Raw genomic sequence first — 18536 nt, forward strand, 5'->3', positions numbered from 1 at the left:
CCGCAACTGGTGCTCGGGGACCTGCGCCTGGAAGCCATTCACGAGGCCAGCCACTTCGCCAAGTTCGACTTGTCCCTGAGCCTGGGGGAGGTGCAGGACCGGATCGAAGGCAGCCTGGAGTACGCCACGGCGCTGTTCGATGGGTCGACCATGAGGCGGTATGTCGGTTACCTGAAGCGGGTGCTGCAGGCCATGGTGGCGGACGACCAGATGCTGTTGGAGCAGGTGCCGCTGCTGGACGCCGCCGAACGTCGGCAACTGCTGCACGGCGTCAACGCCACCGCTCGCGACTACCCCCTGGAACAGACCCTGCACGGCTTGTTCGAGGCCCAGGTACTGCGCACCCCCGAGGCACTGGCGGTGCAGGCCGGTGAGCAGCGCCTGAGCTATCGCCAGCTCAACCAGCGGGCCAACCAGTTGGCCGGGCACCTGCTGCAACTGGGGGTGGGGCCGGACAGTCGGGTGGCGATCTGTGTCGAGCGCGGGCTGGAAATGGTCATCGGCCTGCTGGCGATCCTCAAGGCTGGCGGCGCCTACGTGCCTATCGATCCGGCATACCCCGCAGAACGCATTGCCTACATGCTTGAGGACAGCGCGCCCCAGGCGCTGCTGGTGCAGGGTGCCACCCGGGCACTGCCGGGCAGCCCGACCGTGCCCCGGGTGGACCTGGACCAGCCACTCTGGGCGCGCCAGCCCCGGGTCAATCCCCGGGTCAACGGGCTGACCCCCGGGCACCTGGCCTATGTGATCTACACCTCCGGTTCCACCGGCCAGCCCAAGGGCGCGATGAACGAGCACCGGGCGGTGGTCAACCGCCTGCTGTGGATGCAGGAGCAGTACCGCCTGACGGCCGATGACGCGGTGCTGCAAAAGACCCCCTTCAGCTTCGACGTTTCGGTCTGGGAGTTCTTCTGGCCGCTGTTCACCGGTGCACGGCTGGTGATGGCCCGCCCCGAAGGGCACAAGGACCCGGCCTACCTGCGCCAGGTGATCCGTGATGAAGGCATCAGTACCCTGCACTTTGTGCCGTCGATGCTCGATGTGTTCCTGGCCTATGGCGATACCCGGGATTGCAGCGGCCTGCGTCAGGTGATGTGCAGCGGCGAGGCCTTGCCGGGCAGCCTGGTGCGGCGCTTCAAACAGCAGCTGCCCCAGGTCGGCCTGTACAACCTCTACGGTCCCACCGAAGCGGCGGTGGACGTCACCGCCTGGGATTGCGCCGGACCGCTGCAGAGCACCCCGGACAACACCCCCATCGGCAAGCCTATCGCCAACACCCGCATCTACTTGCTGGACGGGCAGATGCAGCCAGTGCCTCGGGGAGTGGTGGGCGAGTTGTACATCGGCGGTGTACAGGTGGCCCGGGGTTACCTCAACCGTGAACAACTGACTGCCGAGCGCTTCCTCAAGGACCCGTTCAGCGAGGCTCCCGGGGCGCGTCTGTACCGCACCGGCGACCTGGGTCGCTATCGGGCCGACGGCGCTATCGAGTACCTGGGGCGCAACGACGATCAGGTGAAGATCCGTGGCCTGCGCATCGAGCTGGGGGAAATCCAGGCCCGCCTGACCCAGCTGGACGGGGTCAAGGAAGCGGTGGTCCTGGCCCGGGAAGACGTGCCCGGGGATCTGCGTCTGGTGGCCTACTACACCTGCGCCGCCGGGCGTCCGGCCCTGGCGGTGGAACAGCTGCGCCAGGCGTTGCTGGAGCACCTGCCGGACTACATGGTGCCGGCCTTGTTCGTGCACCTGGAGGCGCTGCCCTTGAGCCCCAACGGCAAGTTGGCGCGCAAGGACCTGCCGGCCCCGGGGTTGGCGGCGGCCAGTGTGCGCGAGTACGAGGCGCCGGTGGGTGAGGTGGAGATCCTCCTGGCCGGGCTCTGGGCCGAGCTGCTCAATGTGGAGCGGGTGGGGCGCCAGGATCACTTCTTCGAACTGGGCGGCCATTCGTTGCTGGCGGTGAGCCTGATCGGCCGCATGCGTCGGGCCGGGCTCTCGGCGGATGTGCGGGTGCTGTTCGGCCAGCCGACCCTGGCGGCCCTGGCTGCCGCCGTGGGGCGTGGCCGTGAAGTGCAGGTGCCGGACAACCTGATCTACCGCGACTGCCCGCGCATCACCCCCGAGCTGCTGCCGTTGCTGACGCTGGATCAGGCGGCCATTGACCGGGTGGTGGCCACGGTGCCGGGCGGCACCGCCAACGTCCAGGACATCTACCCCCTGGCGCCGTTGCAGGCCGGCATCCTGTTTCACCATCTGGCCGCCGGCCAGGGCGATCCCTATGTGTTGCAGGCGCAGTTTGCCTTCGACACGGCCCAGCGCTTGCAGACCTTCGTCCGGGCCTTGCAGGGGGTGATCGAACGCAACGACATCCTGCGCAGTGCCGTGCTCTGGGAAGGGCTGGACGAGCCGCTGCAAGTGGTCTGGCGCCAGGCGCCCCTGGAGGGCGATGAAATCGTCCTCGACCCGGGCCAGGGCGACATCCTCGGCCAGTTGCAGGCGCGTTTCGACAGTACGCGCTATCGCCTGGACATTGCCCGGGCGCCGCTGTTGCGCCTGGTCTACGCCCGGGACCCGGTCAACCAGCGGCTGGTGGCGCTGTTGCTGTTCCATCACCTGGTGATGGACCACGTGGCCCTGGAAGTGCTGCAGCATGAACTGCAGGCCTTTCTCCTTGGCCAGCAGCAACGGCTGGGTGACCCCGTGCCCTATCGCAACTACGTGGCCCAGGCCCGACTGGGCATCGGTGAGGCCGAACATGAAGCCTTCTTCCGCGAGATGCTCGGCGATATCCGGCAACCGACCCTGCCCCTGGGCTTGCAGGACGTGCAGGGCGCCAGCGCGCCGCTCAACGAGGCGCGCCAACCCTTGGACCGCCTGCTGAGCCGGCGCCTGCGCTTGCAGGCGCGGCAGCTGGGGGTCAGCGCCGCGAGCCTGATGCACCTGGCCTGGGGCCGGGTCCTGGGCTGCCTGGCCAACCAGCAGCAGGTGGTGTTCGGCACCGTGCTGCTGGGACGGATGCAGGGCGGCGAGGGCGCCGAACGGGCCCTGGGGGTGTTCATCAACACCCTGCCGCTGCGGGTGGACCTGGGGGACCTGCCGGTGCGCCATGCGCTGCTGGTCACCCATGAACGCCTGGCGCAACTGCTGGGCCATGAACAGGCGCCCCTGGCCCTGGTGCAGCGTTGCAGCGCGGTGGAGGCGGGTACGCCGCTGTTCAGCAGCCTGCTCAACTACCGCCACAGCGCGCCGTCGGCCGGGCTGCCTGGGCAAGCCGACGCTGCCTGGGAGGGCATGCAGTTGCTCAATGCCCAGGAGCGCAGCAACTACCCCCTGACCCTGAGCATCGACGACCTGGGGGATGGCTTCATGCTCACCGCCGTGGTGGCGGGCATTGATGCCCAGCGCATTTGCCACTACCTGCACGAGGCCCTGGACAACCTGTTGCAGGCCCTGGAGCAGACGCCCGATCTGGCCATCGGCCAAGTACCGGTGTTGCCGGCTGCCGAGCGCCAGCAGGTGCTGGTGAACTTCAACGCCACCGCCCGCGACTATCCACGCCAGCAGACCCTGGATCAGCGTTTCGAGGAACAGGTGCAGGCCCGTCCCCAGCAGGTGGCGGCGGTCCATGGCGAGCAAGTGCTCAGCTACGCCCGGCTCAATACCCGGGCCAATCAGCTGGCCCATCACTTGCTGGGGCTGGGGGTGCAGCCCGGGGACAGGGTGGCGCTGCTGTTGCCACGCTCCCTGGATCTTTTGCTGGCGCAGTTGGCGGCCAGCAAGTGCGGCGCGGCCTACGTGCCGCTGGACATCAACGCCCCCGCCGAACGCCAGGTGTTCATGCTCCAGGACAGCGGCGCCAGGGTGCTGCTGGCGCACTCGGCGCAGGCCCTGGAGGGGGCGCTGCCGGGGGCGCAGTTGCTGCGGGTGGACCTGGATCGCCTGCGCCTGGACCGGCTGCCGGGGCACAACCCGGCCCTGATCCAGTCCTCCGAGGCGGTGGCCTACATCATGTACACCTCCGGCTCCACGGGCGTGCCCAAGGGCGTACTGGTGCCGCACCGGGCCATCACCCGGTTGGTGATCAACAACGGCTACGCCGATTTCAACCCCGGGGACCGGGTGGCCTTTGCCTCCAACCCGGCCTTCGACGCCAGCACCCTGGACGTCTGGGGGCCCTTGCTCAACGGCGGCCGGGTCGTGGTGGTGGACCAGCAGACGCTGCTGGACCCCGAGGCCTTCGCCGAGTTGCTGAAGACCTCGGGAGCCACGCTGCTGTTTCTCACCACCAGCCTGTTCAACCAGTACGTGCAGCTGATACCCCAGGCGTTCAGCGGCCTGCGCATGCTCCTGTGCGGCGGTGAACGGGCCGACCCGGTGGCCTTCCGGCGGATGCAGGCCGAGGTGCCCGGCCTGCGTCTGGTCAATGGCTACGGACCGACGGAAACCACCACCTTTGCCGTGACCCATGAGCCCGGGGCACTGGCGGCCGACGCCGACAGCGTGCCCATCGGCCGGCCGCTGTCCAACACCTGCGTGTACATCCTCGATGCCCAGGGCCAGCCGCTGCCCATCGGCGTAGTGGGGGAGATCTACATCGGCGGCCAGGGCGTGGCCAAGGGCTACTTGAATCGCCCTGAACTGAGCGCCGAGAAGTTCCTCCCCGACCCCTTCTGCAGCGCGGCCGCCAACCCTGGCTCCGAACCCCTGATGTACCGCACCGGCGACCTTGGGCGCTGGCAGGAGAACGGCCTGCTGGAGTACCTGGGGCGCAACGATCAGCAGGTGAAGATCCGTGGCTTTCGTATCGAACCGGGGGAAATCGAGGTGCGGCTGGCGAGCTTCCCCGGACTGCGCGATGGCGTGGTCCTGGTGCGCGAGGAGGCGCCCGGGGACTTGCGTCTGGTGGCTTACTACACCCTGCAGGCCCAGGCGCCGGAGCCGGCCGTCGAAGCCTTGCGCAACCACCTGCTGGCGCAACTGCCGGAGTACATGGTGCCTCAGGCTTACGTGCGTCTGCCGGCACTGCCCCTGACCAACAACGGCAAGCTGGACCGCAACGCGCTGCCGGCGCCGACCCCCGCGGCGCAGGTCACGGCCTGTTTTGAAGCGGCGCAGACGCCCCTGGAGCAGACCCTGGCGGCCCATTGGGCGCAGGTGCTGAAACAGGAGCAAGTGGGGCGCCACGAGCATTTCTTCGAACACGGCGGGCATTCGCTGCTGGCGATCCAGTTGGTCAACCGCCTGCAACAGGCCGGGCTCGACGTGAGCCTGGCGCAATTGTTCCAGCACCCCAGTGTGGCCGCCATGGCGCGTTTGCTGGAGGCGCGCCCGGCGACCCCGCAACAGGCCCCCGAGTGGGTCACGGTGCGCAGCGGCAGTGGCCCGGCGCTGTTCCTGGTGCACGAGTTCACCGGCCTGGATGCCTACTTCCCGGCACTGGGGCAGCAGCTGGAAGGGGATTTCCCGATCTATGGCCTGCCGGGCGTGGCCCTCGGCCAGCCGCAGTTGCGCACCCTGGAGTGCCTGGCCACCCGCTTGCTGGAGGTCATGCGCCGGGTCCAGCCCGAAGGGCCGTATCGGCTGGCGGGCTGGTCCTTCGGTGGGGTGCTGGCTTATGAGATCGCCCAGCAGTTGCTGGGGCAGGATCAGCAGGTGGCGTTCCTCGGCTTGATCGACAGCTACGTGCCGCGCCTGACCGACCAGGGCAAGGCGCGCTGGTCCGCAAGCGATCCCCGCAAGCAGCACCTGCTGTTGCAGTGCAGCGCCTACTGGAGCGCCCAGGGCCCGGCGGGCGTGCAACCGCTGGCGCTCGTCGAACAGCTGCGCCAGGCCCTGGACCGCCTGGACTTCCCCGAGCTGCTGCAACGCTGCCGGGAACAGGGCCTGCTGTTCGAGCAACTGGCAAGCGCGGCGCCCGAGACGCTGGGGCATTACCTGGACCGTGAGGTGGCTCACGGCCATGCACTGGCCCATTACCGCCTGCACCCGATCAGTGTGCCGGTGCACCTGTTCTGCGCCGCCCAGCGGCCCAGCGCATTGTCCCGGCGCAGCCCGACCCTGGGCTGGGGCGAGGTGCTGCCGGGGCCATGCCTGCACTGCATCAGCGTGCCCGGGGATCACCTGAGCATGATGAAGGCGCCGCATATCCATGAACTGGGCCAGGCCATGAGCCAGGCCATCGAGCAGGCCGGGGTCGCTGCCAGCACCGGAGCAACGTCCCACCAGCCGTTGCTGCGGATTCAGAGCGGGCGCTGCGGGCAGACGCCGATCTTCTGTGTGCCGGGGGCCGGCGACAGCGTTACCGGCTTTATCGGCCTGACCGAAGCCCTGGGGCCGGACTGGCCGATCTTCGGCCTGCAGGCCCGGGGCCTGGATGGCCAGGGCGTGCCTCACACCCGGGTGGAAGCGGCGGCGCGCTACTACCTGCAAGCCATCGAGCAGGAGTACCCCCACGGGCCGTTGCACGTGATCGGCCACTCCTTCGGTGGCTGGGTTGCCTTCGAAATGGCCGGGGCCCTGCAGGCCGCGGGGCGCGAAGTGGCGTCCCTGACCCTGATCGACAGCGAGGCCCCGGGCGGCCACGGCGTGGTGGGGCGGCCCTACACCAGCACGGCCGCGCTGTTGCGGCTGATCGAGTCCATGCAACTGGCGTGCGGCCAGAGCCTGGGCATCGATCCGCAGCTGTTTGCCGCCGAGGACGACGCCATGCAGATGCACCTGCTGCATGCCGGCATGGTCCGGGTCGGCCTGCTGTCCCAGCGTGCCGATCCTCGGGCGATGCAGGGGCCGGCGCGAACCTTCGCCAGTGCCCTGCGTACCCGCTACCAGCCGCAACGCCCTTACCGGGGACCGGTGCGCCTGGTGCTGGCGGACGATCCGCGCCTGGACGCCGCCGGCAACCTGCGCGAGCAGGAGGCGATGGTCCAGGGCTGGCGTGGGCAGGTGACGGAGCTGGGGCTGTGGCAGGGGCCGGGCAACCACTTCAGCCTGCTCAAGGCACCCCACGTCCAGCATCTGGCGGCCTGGTGGCGTGACGGGCTGGCGCTGCCCCAGGGGGAGGCTGTGTCATGAGCCTGGATGCGGCGGCGGGCCGGGTGCCCGCCGCTGGCTGACAGCCTTTCATTCATCTGGAACACCGCTCACTACGGCAGCACGGTGTTCTGTAAGGGGGCTCGCCGCTGGCCGGTGGAGCCCGCCCTCAACGCACTTGTGGTCATCTATGGAAAAGTCGAAGTTTCGCAAAATCGGTATGGGGCTGTTGCTGGTGGTTGTGGCTGGATTGATTTTCTATACGGTGCGGGCGCCGGCAGAGCCGCCGCAGTACCTGACCGCCCGGGTCGAGCGGGGAGACATCGAGAACGCGGTCCTGGCCTCGGGCCTGCTGGAGGGCATCAAGCAGGTGGACGTCGGGGCCCAGGTTTCCGGGCAGTTGAAGTCGCTCAAGGTCAAGGTCGGGGACAAGGTGAAGAAGGGCCAGTGGCTGGCGGAAATCGATCCCCTGGTGCTGCGCAATACCCTGCGCCAGGCCCAGGTGGACGAGGAAAACCTGCAAGCCAAGCGCCGTGCCACCGCGGCCCAGCTCAAGGAAACCAAGGCCATCTACGAGCGCTACCGCGACCTGCAGTCGGACGCGTCGATTTCCCAGCAGGACTTCGAGACCGCCGAGTCCAACTACGAGGTGCAACGCGCCAACCTGCTGTCCCTGGACGCGCAGATCAAGAGCGCGCATATCCAGATCGACACCGCCAAGGTCAACCTGGCCTACACCCGCATCGTCGCGCCGATTGACGGCGATGTGGTGGGGGTGGTGACCCAGGAAGGCCAGACGGTGATCGCCAACCAGCTGGCGCCGGTGCTGCTGAAACTCGCGGACCTGGACACCATGACCGTCAAGGCCCAGGTCTCGGAGGCCGACGTGATCCATATCGCCCCCGGCCAGCAGGTGTACTTCACCATCCTCGGCGAGGCCGACAGGCGCTATTACGCCAAGCTGCGGGGCACTGAGCCGGCACCGCAGAACTTCCTCGAAACCCAGACCGCCGGCACCCCCAAGCAGAACACCGCAGTGTTCTACAACGCCCTGTTCGACGTGCCCAACCCGGACCACCGGCTGCGCATCTCGATGACCGCCCAGGTGCGCATCGTCCTCGACACCGCCAAGGATGTGCTGATGGTGCCGGTGGCCGCCCTGGGTCCGCGCAACGCCGACGGCAGCTTCGCGGTGCGGGTGCTGGACGCCAAGGGCCATGCCCAGTCGCGCAACGTCAGCACCGGGATCAACAACAACGTCAAGGTGCAGATCAAGGACGGCCTGGCGGAGGGCGATCAGGTGGTGATCGGTGATCCGCTGCCCGGCACGGCAGGGGCCTGACCATGACCCAGCCATTGTTGGAGCTTAAGGGCATCAGCCGCAGCTTCACCGCCGGGGAGCGGGAGTTCCTGGCCCTGAAACACATCGACCTGAGCATCCAGGCCGGGGAAATGGTGGCGATCACCGGGGCCTCGGGCTCGGGCAAGTCGACCCTGATGAACCTCCTCGGTTGCCTCGACTACGCCACGGCCGGCAGCTACAAGGTCAACGGCCAGGAAACCCGCGACCTGGACGATCAGGCCCTGGCGGAGCTGCGCCGGGACTATTTCGGTTTCATCTTCCAGCGTTATCACTTGCTGCCGCACTTGAGTGCCCTGCACAACGTCGAGATGCCGGCGATCTACGCCGGCACCCCGCAAGTCAAGCGCCATGGCCGGGCCCGGGAGCTGCTGGCGCGCCTGGGGCTGTCCGGGCACCTGGCGAACCGCCCCAACCAGTTGTCCGGCGGCCAGCAACAGCGGGTGAGCATCGCCCGGGCCCTGATGAACGGCGGCGAAGTGATCCTCGCCGACGAACCCACCGGGGCCCTGGACAGCCACAGCGGCAAGGAAGTGATGGGCATTCTCCAGGAACTGCATGCCTTGGGGCATACGGTGATCATCGTCACCCACGACCCTCAGGTGGCGGCCAACGCCGAGCGCATCATCGAAGTGCGCGACGGCGAGGTCGTCAGCGACCGGGTCAATGCACGCGGGGTGGACGAGGAGCCGGCGCAACCCCCGGTGAGCACCCGGCCGGGCGGAGCACGACGCCTGGTGGCCAGCCTCGGGCTGTTCAAGGAAGCCTTCGTCATGGCTTGGGTGGCGCTGGTCTCGCACCGCATGCGCACCTTGCTGACCATGCTCGGGATCGTCATCGGCATCACCTCGGTGGTGTCCATCGTGGCCATCGGCGAGGGTGCCAAGCGCTACGTGCTCAAGGACATCCAGGCCATCGGCAGCAACACCATCGACATCTTCCCCGGGGCCAGTTTCGGCGACAGCCGGGCAGCGGCGATCCAGACCCTGATGCCCGCCGACGTGACGGCCCTGAACCAGCTGTACTACGTCGACAGCGCCACGCCGATGGTGGGCCGCAGCCTGTTGCTGCGCTACGGCAATATCGACCTCAATGCCACGGTCAACGGCGTCAGCCACCTGTATTTCAAGGTTCGCGATCTCAAGCTGGCGGCGGGCATCGCCTTCAGCGAGAACGATGCCCGGCGCCAGGCCCAGGTGGTGGTGATCGACCACAACACGCGCAACCGCCTGTTCGGTCCCGATGTGGACCCCCTGGGGCAGGTGATCCTGGTGGGCAACCTGCCGTGCACGGTGATCGGGGTCACGGCCGAGAACAAGAACATGTTCGCCGCCAGCAACCTGCTCAACGTCTGGCTGCCTTACGAGACGGCGGCGGGCCGGGTACTGGGCCAGCGCCACCTGGACAGCATCAGCGTGAAGATCAAGGACGGCCAGCCGAGCAAAGTGGTGGAGGAGCATGTGAAGAAGCTCATGGAGCAACGCCACGGCACTAAGGACTTCTTCACCAACAACCTCGACAGCATCATGCAGACGGTGCAGCGCACCAGCCGCTCCCTGGCCTTGCTGTTGTCGCTGATCGCGGTGATTTCCCTGGTGGTCGGCGGCATCGGGGTGATGAACATCATGCTGGTGTCGGTCACCGAACGTACCCGGGAGATCGGCATTCGCATGGCGGTGGGGGCGCGGCAGTCGGACATCCGCCAGCAGTTCCTGGTGGAGGCGGTGATGGTCTGCCTGATTGGCGGGGCCATCGGCATCGCCCTGTCGTTTGCCATCGGCTACCTGTTCACCCTGTTCATCAAGGAATGGGAGATGGTGTTTTCCATGGGCTCGATCGCCACCGCGTTCGCCTGTTCGACCCTGATCGGCATCGTCTTCGGCTTCGTTCCGGCGCGCAACGCCGCCCGGCTGGACCCGATCGAGGCCCTGGCCCGGGATTGAGCGGCCCACAGACAGAACCGCCGGCACAGGGGCCGGCGGGGGCGGGGTTACGGGATCAAGGCCAATGGCGGATTAGGCCGGCGCGTCATCGCGGGTGCCTGGCGCCAGTGCCTGGGGCGAGTACATCCAGCGCAGCAGGGAGTGGCGACCACTGATGCCGAGCTTGATGGCGGCGCGCTTCAAGTAGCTTTCGACGGTATTGACCTTGAGCTTGAGCTGCTCGGCCAACTGCGGTGCGGTGCGCCCGGCCAGCAGCCCGACACAGACTTCCAGCTCGCGGTTGGACAGGCGCAGCCCGGACTGTTCCAGGCGCTCGGCAAAGCGCAGGCGCACGGTCGCCAGGCCCTCGATGGCGGCGCGGTCCTGCTCGGCAGAGTCGCTGCGCGGCTGCAGGGCGCTGATGTGGTTTTCCACCATGGGCAGCAGCAGCGGCGAGATGTCCTCCAGCAGCAGGCGTTCCTGTGGGGAAAAGCTCTGCTCCTGGCTGCTGCGGTACACCGACAGCACGAAGTGGTACGAATCCTTGCGACCGGTCAGGTGCAGTTGCGCCGGGTCCGCGTTGCCCCGGTGGCGCAGCACTTGCGGGCTGCCGCAGGGCTCGTCGGGCTGCTCGGGAAAGCCTGTGTGCAGCAGCGGGTCATTGCTGGCATGCAGATCGCTGTACAGCGGGTGACGGCTCTGCATCAGGGTATTGCCGGTTCTGCCAGCGGCTGGTTCCGGGGCGGTGCGCAGTTGGGTGATGTGAGTGGCGTCCACAGCCAGTTGGGTGAGTATCAGGTCATGCAGCATGCGCGGGAAACTGCGGCTGCCGGTGCTGGCGATGACCTTGCCAATATGTGGAAACAGTACTTGTGAGTTCATCATTTCATCCATGAATGTGAAGGTGTGGAAGGACTGCCTTATAACAACGAGTTTGGGTCGCGCGTGATTTACCTCCTGTTTGCGCAGACCGACAAAGGGTCGCCTCGTATCCTAGTACAGGGTGGCGACTGCTGTTTGATGAAGTGCGCAAAAACTTGCACCGCCGGCGCGCAGGCGCTCGGGCCTGTGGACGAACTGCCATGGCAAAGCCCTTACCGGCCTTGCCCGGAGTTTTTTTGGATGGCTGTTCCCTGCTTGCCAGAGCCGCCATGACCGCCGCCGCGCCTGGGGTTGGCGCGGTGGCGGCTGGCACAGGTTACAGGCGCGGTTGCTCCTGGGGCATGCCCAGCAACTGGTGCAGGGTGTTGATCAGCGCCTGCTGGCGCAGGCGGTCTTGCTGGTGCCGGGCCTCGGCTGCGGCGACATCGGCGTGGCAGTGGGGGCAGGTGCTTTCATGGGCGTGGATGTACTCCAGGCAACTGCGGCACAGGGCCAGGCGCGGCGGGATGCGGCCTTCTTCGGGGGAGGCGTGGCCCTGGTTGGCCCAGGCCAGCTTGATCACCTGGCCGCTGTCGCTGACGCTGGAGACCGCCTCGCCGGTGTCGATGCGCTCGGTGATCAGGTCGAAGCGGCCCACCGAAAAAGAGGCGGGGCCGGCGTCTTCGAGTTTGACGATGCGCTCGCGCAGGCCTTTTTTCTGCAGGTCCAGGGTTCGGTAATGGCAGTAGGGGTTGTTCCCCGGCTTGCCCAGCAGCGAATGCGAGGTCCAGGTGCAGCCACCGCGGCACACGTCGTTGTAGTAGCAGGTGCGGCAGTAGCCCCACAGATCGTCCACCGAGCGCAGGCGGCCGAAGTGCATGCCTTCGCTGTAGTGCCAGATGTCGTGCAGGCTCATGCTGCGCACATTGCCGCCGGAGAATCCGACGGTGGCCAGGGACGGACAGCCCTTGACCGTGCCGTCGGCTTCCAGGGCCAGCACTGTCTGCCCGGCGGCGCAGCCACTCCAGTGCACGCGGTCGTCGCCAAAACCGCGCCACATGTGTTCGTAGGGACCGTAGTAGCCGATGTTGTTGCCCACATTCATCAGCAAGCCGCGTTCTTCGCCTTCGCGATACAAGCGGGCCAGCAGCGGCATCACTTCCAGCAGTTGATAGGGTTGCAACAGCAGCTCGGGGTGATCCACGGCGTTGCCCATGGCCACCGTCAGTTGGATCTGCCAGTGGCTGGCACCGGCGTCGATGATCAACTCCATCAGGGCCGGCAGGTCGGGCAGGGTGGCGGCGCCGATCTGGGTGTTGACGCTGACCTTGAGCCCGGCCTGCTTGGCCCGGCGCAGGGTGTCCAGGGCCTTGTCGAACGAGCCGGGCACATTGCGCACCGCGTCGTGCAGCGGCGCCAGGCCGTCCAGGGACACGCCGACGCCATTGAGCCCGGCGTCCACCGCGGCCTGCATCTTGGCGGGGGTCAGGTTGCGTCCGCCGGTCTGGATCGCCACGTACATGCCGTGGTCGTGGATGGCCTGGATCAGCCGCGTCCAGTCCTTGCGCAAATAGGCTTCGCCGCCGATCAGGGTGACTTCCCGAGTGCCCAGGGCGGCGATGGAGTCGATCACCGACAGGCATTCCTGAGTGTTCAATTCGCCGGGGCGCCGATGCCCGGCCCGAGAGCCGCAATGCAGGCACTTGAGGTCGCAGGCGAGGGTGATTTCCCAGACCACGTGCACCGGCACATAGCGCTTGAGGTCGGTTTCGCTGAGGTAGCGGGCGGGGAGACTGTCTGACATGAAAGATCCTTGCGCACCCAGCGGTGCGCGGCACCAACCCATCGAAATAGGCGCGCCTTCCTTGTGCGGCAATGGCGCGATCGGTTTACCGCAACCCTGGGGCCGACCTTTGTCGGCCGGCCCCGGGTGCCTGCACTCAGCGACGTTCCAGGCGGCTGATTTCCGCCTGCAATTGCTGCACTGCCTGGCTCAGGTTGTCACTGTTGGCCAGTTGCTGCTCGCCCTGAGTCACCAGCGCCTTGAGCCGCGTCAGATCGCCGCTGCTCTGGGCCTGTTGCAGCGCCACGGCATACAGCGGCTGCGGATACAGATGCCGTTGATCGTCCTTGGGCGCCAGATCGGCGTTGGCCGCTTGATCCACCGGCGCCTGGCTCACGGCGGCATGCTGAACCACATGCCAATGGCCCTGGTACTGGTAGCGATAGCTGGCGAAACCGCTGGCCCAGTCGAGGCCGAGAATGCCCTGCAGATGGAAGGTTTCGGCAATCTGGCTGGTGGGGCCGCTGGGGTTGCCGGTCAGGCTGAGGATGATATGGCCTTCACTGGAGGGGTCCAGTTTGACCTGGGAGTAGTCGCCCCAGACATCCGCGAGGAAGTGCATCGGTGGCGAGGTGCTCTGAGTCACCCGGGCCACGCCGCTGACTTTCTTCTGCGGCGTGTTGACCAGCAGATCGAGGGTCAGCACCGGCCCTCCGATCACAGGGTTGGCGACGATGAGGCGGGTATGGAACAGTCCGATTGTCATGCTGCAACTCCTTATCTTGTGGAAGACATCAGGTTCGCTGGACGGTCGCCAGTCAGCGCCGCTCGTGCTTGCTGATCTCGGCCTTGGCCGCCTCCAGCGCCGTGCGGATCAACGGCAGCTGCTCCAGTTGCTGGGTGGCCACCTTGTGCAGGCTCTTCATCTGCGACAGGTCGCCGCTGGCGATGGCGCCGTGGATCGGCGCCGCGTACAGCGCCGAGATCGGCGGCAGCGGACGGTTGGGCTGGCCATGGTGGGGGGCCGAGAGGGTGCTCGACTGCACGGGTTCCTGCAGATGGGCGGGGACCTGATTGACCCTTACCCAGCTGTGTCCGTTGTAGTACTGGTAGTTGGCCACGCCTTCCTTCCAGTCATCGCTGACCACCAGATGCAGCTTGAAGTTGATGATGGAGTTGGAACCGGGTCCGCCCTGATTGCCCTGGGCGGTGATGAGGATCTTGCTGGAGCTCGGTGGCATGACCGTCAGGTAGGTGTACTGACCCCAGACATCGCTGTGCAGGTCCAGGGGCGGATTGACCGCCTGAGTGATGGACGAAGTGCCGCGCACGCTGTGCTCGGGGGTGTAGACCAGCAGATTGAGAATCAGGGTCGGGGCCCCGGGTTGCGAGGTACCGATGCGGTAGCTCAGGGGGAACAGGCCTTCTTGGGAGATAGAACCAGACATTTGCTTTGCCTCCATTCAATGACGGGGAAACAGCGATTAGTGCTGTTCCAGGCGGGCGACTTCCTTGGCCAGTTTTTCGTAGGCGGCTTTCAGATCCTTGGGCTCGTCGTGCTTCGGATCGCGCTTGGCCAGCAGGGCTTTCATCTGGGGTAGCTGGCCTTCGGCGATGGCCGACTGGATCGCGACTCCGTAGGGGACAACCGTGTGTTGCGAGGTGGGGCTCATGGTGTGTGCCTTCCTTGGGGGTTAGGGGGGGCTGCGGTACTTGGCAGCTTTTGCAGTTAAGCAGCGCGGGGGGAATTGGCGGGGTAATGGCACATTGATTTTGTGGGTTTCCGACAGGTGGATTCACGGGCGTAAGGGGGGGATTTTTGGGGTATTCCATGGGGCGATATGGAGGGGTGGGGGTGATTGCGGATGGCGATAGAGGGGGTGGTTTTGTTCCTGCGGGGGCGGCCGTTGACGGTTGCGCCTTTATGGCGATGGGGGGCGGAGTACATATCCGTTGCTGCGGTAACGGCCGCTTAGGGTTTCGCCCTTACGGCGAGTCCCTTTTTACAAACGCCTAAAAAGGAACCAAAAACGCTTGCCCCTCCATGGGCCCCTCGCTGGGGCTCGGGGTTCCCTCGCTTCGGCATTGCTCCGGGGGCCCGCCGCCAACCGGCCATCCATGGCCGGGTGGCGGCTAGCTCGGCATCCATGCCGAGCTGCCCCCTACGCAACGCCTACGCTCGGCCGGCTGGGAAGGGGCCGGAAGATCAAGATCAAGATCAAGATCAAGATCAAAAGCCAAAGCCAAGGTGCGCAGGCCGGCTCTTTGTAGCCGCTGCCGAAGGCTGCGAAACCAGGCGACGCGATATGTCAGGAATATCGGGGAGGCAGGTTTAGCGTCTCCTGCGACGGAGTGCCGCCCAGAGCGTTCGCAGCCTTCGGCAGCGGCTACATTAATGCGAACGGCAATGAAACAGGCCGGCCGGCAGGCCGCCGTCAGATTTTGATCTTGCTTTTGATTTTGATCTTGATCTTGATCTGAACGCCCCGTTAACCACGATGGCCGAACGCAGGCATTGAGCCGTGGGTAACCCGGCATGGATGCCGGGTTAGCCGCCCCAGGCCATGGATGGCCGGTGGCGGCGGCCCACGGATCAATGCCGGAGTGAGGGCATGCCGAGCCTAAGCGAGGCACCGAGTGGAGGGGCAGAAGCGTTTTGCTTACTTTTGTCTGGGCCGGCATTCCGGATCTTCAAAAGTGAGCCGCTGTAAGAGCGGAACCGCCAGCGGCCGCACCCGCAAGAACGGATATGTACCCAAAGCCGCTGTAAGAGCGGAACCGCCAGCGGCCGCACCCGCAGGAACGGATATGTACCCAAACCCGCTGCAAAAGCGAAACCGCCAGCGGCCGCACCCGCAAGAACGGATATGCTCCCAAACCCGCTGTAAGAGCGGAACCGCCAGTAGCCACACCCGCAGCACCGGATATGTCCCCCCCCCAAAAAAAAGCCCCAGGACTCAAACCACCCCCAACTCCCCCAACTGCCGCCGCGTCTCCCCCGCGGCCACATGATGAATCGCCCGCCACCCCAACGCTCTGGCCGCGACGATGTTCGGCGCATGATCATCAATGAACACCAACTCCTCAGGCGCCACCCCCGGCAAATGCGCACGAATGCGCCCCAAGGCCGTGTGATAGATCTCGGCATCCGGCTTGATCTGCCGCTCCTGCCCCGACACCACAATGTCGCGAAACTTCTGTAAAAACGGGTAATTCTCCCAGGCATAGGGAAAGGTTTCCTGGGACCAGTTGGTCAACCCGAACAGCGGCATCTGCGCCTGGTGCAGGTCCTCCAGCAGGGCCACGCCGTCTTCCAGCGGTCCCTTGAGCATCTCCGGCCAGCGCCCGTAATAGGCTTCGATCAACGGCGCATGCTCGGGATGCTCGGCCACCAGGCTGCGGGTCGCTTCGGCCAGGGGCCGGCCGGCGTCCTGTTGGGTGTTCCAGGCCTGGGTGCAGACGGTGTCGAGGAACCACTGGCGACGGGCGTCGTCGGGGATCAGTTGGCGGTACAGGTGGTGCGGGCTCCAGTCGAACAGCACGCCACCAAAATCGAAAACCACGGCACGAATTGTCATCAACACTTCCTTTTGAGCGGTTGTGGGCCAGGGCGTCATCCTGCGACGCTGCGCAGCGCAATGCAATTTGCCGGTGGCCATTGGTCCGTTTGCCGGCACCCTTGGAGCGGATCGCGATCCAAAGGCTGTACCCGCCCTGTTGCGGGCTAGCACAGGAGCTGACCATGGCTGCCAAGAACCCCACGGGGCCGCGCTCGTCCGAGCACGCCTCGAATCCCCATGACCCGGGTTTCGACCCCGATTCGCCGGACCTCGCCGACCCCCAGGTCGATCCGGTGGGCCCGGCCAGGGCGCCCCTGGATCAGCCCGAACCCGAGCATCAGCGCAAGCGTTCGCGCGCCTACGACCCTCTGGCCAACCTGAGGAAATGACCGGGCGCCGACATGCGGCCGTCGCCGGATCGTTCTGCGGGTGTAAGGTAAAACGGCCAAGCCCCAGGCACGCTGACAAAAAGGAGGTGTCCATGAGTACGCCACTGTTGAACAAGTTGCAGATCAACGGTTATCAGGTATTGAGCGTCAACCACGGCCCCTGGAAGGTCTGCACCCCGGGTGACCGGCTCGCCACTTTTGGCACCCGGGAAGAAGCCCTGGCCTTTGCTGCCACCTTGCCGCTGCGCAGGGAAGCACCGGCCACCAAGCTTCGATAGCACCCGGCAGAAAAAAGCCCCGATCGGTTCGGGGCTTTTTTGTGTCCGGGCTGCTGCAAGCGCCGGGTCAGTCGACAATCACCGGCTCGTTCGGATCATCGCTCAGGCACACGGTCAATTGCTCCCCGGCCTTGTTGAACGCGCAGCGGGGTAGGGTTTGCTGCTTGATGAAGCTCAGCGGCGGCAGGATGAACGCCGCCGCCAGCACCAGCGCCCACAGGGTCTGCAGAAACAGCACATCGGCGCTGTGGGCGGCGGGCCGTGAGACGAGGCGGCGGCGCCAGTACAGGTACAGGCCGCTGATGAAGAGTACGCCGACGACGCCCATCATGTAGTCCAGCTCCCAGGCCTGGGGGCTGAACGCGCGGCTGCCATCCTCATCATCCGGGTAGGTGAGCCGCCACCACACCCCCAGCAGCAACGGCACCAGCCCGGACATCAGCCAGGCCATGCGCGCGCCGGGCATCCGGGTCAGCAGGGCCAGGACCAGGCCGATCAGGCACAGCACCCAGGCAAACAGGTACAGCTGAAAACCCATGGCGCCGCCGAACAGCGTGCCGCTGACATCCCGCGGTTGCATCATTTGCACGTCGCACAGCAGCATCACCGACAGCGGGATGGCGACGACGATCCAGCACAGGGGGCGGTACAGCCACAACCACAGGGTAAACAGGCGAGACATGGTCACACTCATCAAGGTAGAGAACAGGTAGAAAGAAGCCGGGGTGACGCTCAGTCGACAATCACTCGGGTGTCCGGACCCAGGCATACGCTCAACTGATTGCCGGCTCGGTCGAAGGCACAATAGGGCAGGGGTTTGCGGGTGATGGCCAGCAGTGGTGGGAGCATGAAGGTCGCCGCCAGCATCAGGGCCCACAGGGTGCGCAGCGCGAGCAGATTGCCAGTGGCGGGCGGACGCGGCTTGAGCCGCTGCTGACGCAACAAGTAGACGCCGCTGTAGACCAGGGCAAAGCCGAAGACCATCACATAGTCCAGCTCCCGGGGCTGGATGCTGAAGAGCAGGTTGCCGTCGAAATCATCCGGGTAGTTGATCCGCCACCACAGGCCCAGCAGCCCTTGCACCAGCCCGGCGACGATCAAGGCCAGGCGCGCGCCGGGCACCCGGGTCAGCAGCGCCAGCACCAGGCCCAGGACGCTGAGGGCCCAGCCGCCCAGGTACATCACAAAGCCCATGGAGCCGCCGAACAGGGTGCCGCCGACCTCCCGGGGCACGATCAGGTTCAGGTTGCAATGGATCATGGTGGCCGTCGGCGCGGCGACGGCGATCCAGCACAGCGGGTAGTAGAGCCGGGACCAGAGGGTGTACAGGCGGGACATGGGCAAACTCATCGAGGTC

General features: G+C 66.2%; 13 protein-coding genes (1 of these 13 cut by a window edge). 5 read left to right on the forward strand and 8 right to left on the reverse strand.

What is annotated here, in order from left to right; translation table 11 throughout:
- From PFZ56_RS16405 to PFZ56_RS16415, 3 genes are all read left to right on the forward strand, one after another.
- Nucleotides 1-7068, forward strand: partial view of an amino acid adenylation domain-containing protein gene (locus PFZ56_RS16405; RefSeq protein WP_394304393.1) — the 3' end only. It extends 7656 nt beyond the left edge of the window; 7068 of the gene's 14724 nt are visible here — the last part of the coding sequence; its start codon lies off the left edge, out of view; its stop codon occupies nucleotides 7066-7068.
- Nucleotides 7069-7216: 148 nt separating this feature from the next.
- Nucleotides 7217-8368 carry a macrolide transporter subunit MacA gene (gene macA, locus PFZ56_RS16410; RefSeq protein ID WP_123392669.1) on the forward strand — a complete coding sequence of 384 codons (1152 nt, stop codon included), beginning with the start codon at nucleotides 7217-7219 and terminating at the stop codon, nucleotides 8366-8368.
- 2 nt (nucleotides 8369-8370) lie between these two features.
- Nucleotides 8371-10329, forward strand: coding sequence for a MacB family efflux pump subunit (locus PFZ56_RS16415; RefSeq protein WP_170004987.1), 1959 nt, complete (start codon nucleotides 8371-8373; stop codon nucleotides 10327-10329).
- A gap of 72 nt (nucleotides 10330-10401) precedes the next feature.
- On the opposite strand, the gene PFZ56_RS16420 is transcribed toward PFZ56_RS16415, so the two are convergent.
- The 6 genes from PFZ56_RS16420 to PFZ56_RS16445 all read right to left on the reverse strand — a co-directional run bounded on the left by PFZ56_RS16420 (nucleotide 10402) and on the right by PFZ56_RS16445 (nucleotide 16530).
- Entirely contained in the window at nucleotides 10402-11190 is a 789-nt protein-coding gene (locus tag PFZ56_RS16420; protein ID WP_170004989.1) for a helix-turn-helix transcriptional regulator, read from the reverse strand.
- A 316-nt stretch (nucleotides 11191-11506) separates the two neighbouring features.
- Nucleotides 11507-12973, reverse strand: coding sequence for a GDL motif peptide-associated radical SAM/SPASM maturase (locus PFZ56_RS16425; RefSeq protein ID WP_102863592.1), 1467 nt, complete (start codon nucleotides 12971-12973; stop codon nucleotides 11507-11509).
- Nucleotides 12974-13109: 136 nt separating this feature from the next.
- Nucleotides 13110-13718 (reverse strand): DUF1842 domain-containing protein, encoded by a 609-nt coding sequence (locus PFZ56_RS16430; RefSeq protein WP_170004991.1) that lies wholly within the window; start codon nucleotides 13716-13718, stop codon nucleotides 13110-13112.
- A gap of 52 nt (nucleotides 13719-13770) precedes the next feature.
- Complete coding sequence (locus tag PFZ56_RS16435; protein ID WP_170004992.1) at nucleotides 13771-14400, reverse strand: DUF1842 domain-containing protein; 630 nt, start codon at nucleotides 14398-14400, stop codon at nucleotides 13771-13773.
- Between the two features lie 36 nt (nucleotides 14401-14436).
- The gene (locus tag PFZ56_RS16440; RefSeq protein WP_102863589.1) at nucleotides 14437-14625 is read right to left on the reverse strand and encodes a DUF1843 domain-containing protein; all 189 of its coding nucleotides are present in this window, start codon (nucleotides 14623-14625) and stop codon (nucleotides 14437-14439) included.
- Nucleotides 14626-15909: 1284 nt separating this feature from the next.
- Nucleotides 15910-16530 (reverse strand): HAD family phosphatase, encoded by a 621-nt coding sequence (locus tag PFZ56_RS16445; protein WP_170005032.1) that lies wholly within the window; start codon nucleotides 16528-16530, stop codon nucleotides 15910-15912.
- Between the two features lie 164 nt (nucleotides 16531-16694).
- On the opposite strand from PFZ56_RS16445, the gene PFZ56_RS16450 reads away from it, so the two are divergent.
- Both PFZ56_RS16450 and PFZ56_RS16455 read left to right on the forward strand, forming a co-directional pair.
- Complete coding sequence (locus PFZ56_RS16450) at nucleotides 16695-16901, forward strand: DUF6021 family protein (RefSeq protein WP_102880259.1); 207 nt, start codon at nucleotides 16695-16697, stop codon at nucleotides 16899-16901.
- Nucleotides 16902-16993: 92 nt separating this feature from the next.
- Nucleotides 16994-17179, forward strand: coding sequence for a DUF2188 domain-containing protein (locus PFZ56_RS16455; RefSeq protein WP_102880260.1), 186 nt, complete (start codon nucleotides 16994-16996; stop codon nucleotides 17177-17179).
- Nucleotides 17180-17246: 67 nt separating this feature from the next.
- Here PFZ56_RS16455 and PFZ56_RS16460 read toward each other — a convergent pair whose 3' ends face one another.
- Nucleotides 17247-17861, reverse strand: coding sequence for a hypothetical protein (locus PFZ56_RS16460; protein ID WP_170005030.1), 615 nt, complete (start codon nucleotides 17859-17861; stop codon nucleotides 17247-17249).
- A gap of 50 nt (nucleotides 17862-17911) precedes the next feature.
- Nucleotides 17912-18517 (reverse strand): hypothetical protein, encoded by a 606-nt coding sequence (locus tag PFZ56_RS16465; RefSeq protein WP_170005028.1) that lies wholly within the window; start codon nucleotides 18515-18517, stop codon nucleotides 17912-17914.
- Between the last annotated feature and the right edge of the window lie 19 nt (nucleotides 18518-18536).

It is taken from the genome of Pseudomonas danubii (assembly GCF_042980055.1).
In the GTDB taxonomy this organism is placed as follows: Bacteria; Pseudomonadota; Gammaproteobacteria; order Pseudomonadales; family Pseudomonadaceae; genus Aquipseudomonas; species Aquipseudomonas danubii.

Coding starts and splice junctions, on each gene's coding strand:
- macA (WP_123392669.1), top strand. CDS start 7,217: ATGGAAAAGTCGAAGTTTCGCAAAATCGGTATGGGGCTGTTGCTGGTG.
- PFZ56_RS16415 (WP_170004987.1), top strand. CDS start 8,371: ATGACCCAGCCATTGTTGGAGCTTAAGGGCATCAGCCGCAGCTTCACC.
- PFZ56_RS16420 (WP_170004989.1), bottom strand. CDS start 11,190: ATGAACTCACAAGTACTGTTTCCACATATTGGCAAGGTCATCGCCAGC.
- PFZ56_RS16425 (WP_102863592.1), bottom strand. CDS start 12,973: ATGTCAGACAGTCTCCCCGCCCGCTACCTCAGCGAAACCGACCTCAAG.
- PFZ56_RS16430 (WP_170004991.1), bottom strand. CDS start 13,718: ATGACAATCGGACTGTTCCATACCCGCCTCATCGTCGCCAACCCTGTG.
- PFZ56_RS16435 (WP_170004992.1), bottom strand. CDS start 14,400: ATGTCTGGTTCTATCTCCCAAGAAGGCCTGTTCCCCCTGAGCTACCGC.
- PFZ56_RS16440 (WP_102863589.1), bottom strand. CDS start 14,625: ATGAGCCCCACCTCGCAACACACGGTTGTCCCCTACGGAGTCGCGATC.
- PFZ56_RS16445 (WP_170005032.1), bottom strand. CDS start 16,530: ATGACAATTCGTGCCGTGGTTTTCGATTTTGGTGGCGTGCTGTTCGAC.
- PFZ56_RS16450 (WP_102880259.1), top strand. CDS start 16,695: ATGGCTGCCAAGAACCCCACGGGGCCGCGCTCGTCCGAGCACGCCTCG.
- PFZ56_RS16455 (WP_102880260.1), top strand. CDS start 16,994: ATGAGTACGCCACTGTTGAACAAGTTGCAGATCAACGGTTATCAGGTA.
- PFZ56_RS16460 (WP_170005030.1), bottom strand. CDS start 17,861: ATGTCTCGCCTGTTTACCCTGTGGTTGTGGCTGTACCGCCCCCTGTGC.
- PFZ56_RS16465 (WP_170005028.1), bottom strand. CDS start 18,517: ATGTCCCGCCTGTACACCCTCTGGTCCCGGCTCTACTACCCGCTGTGC.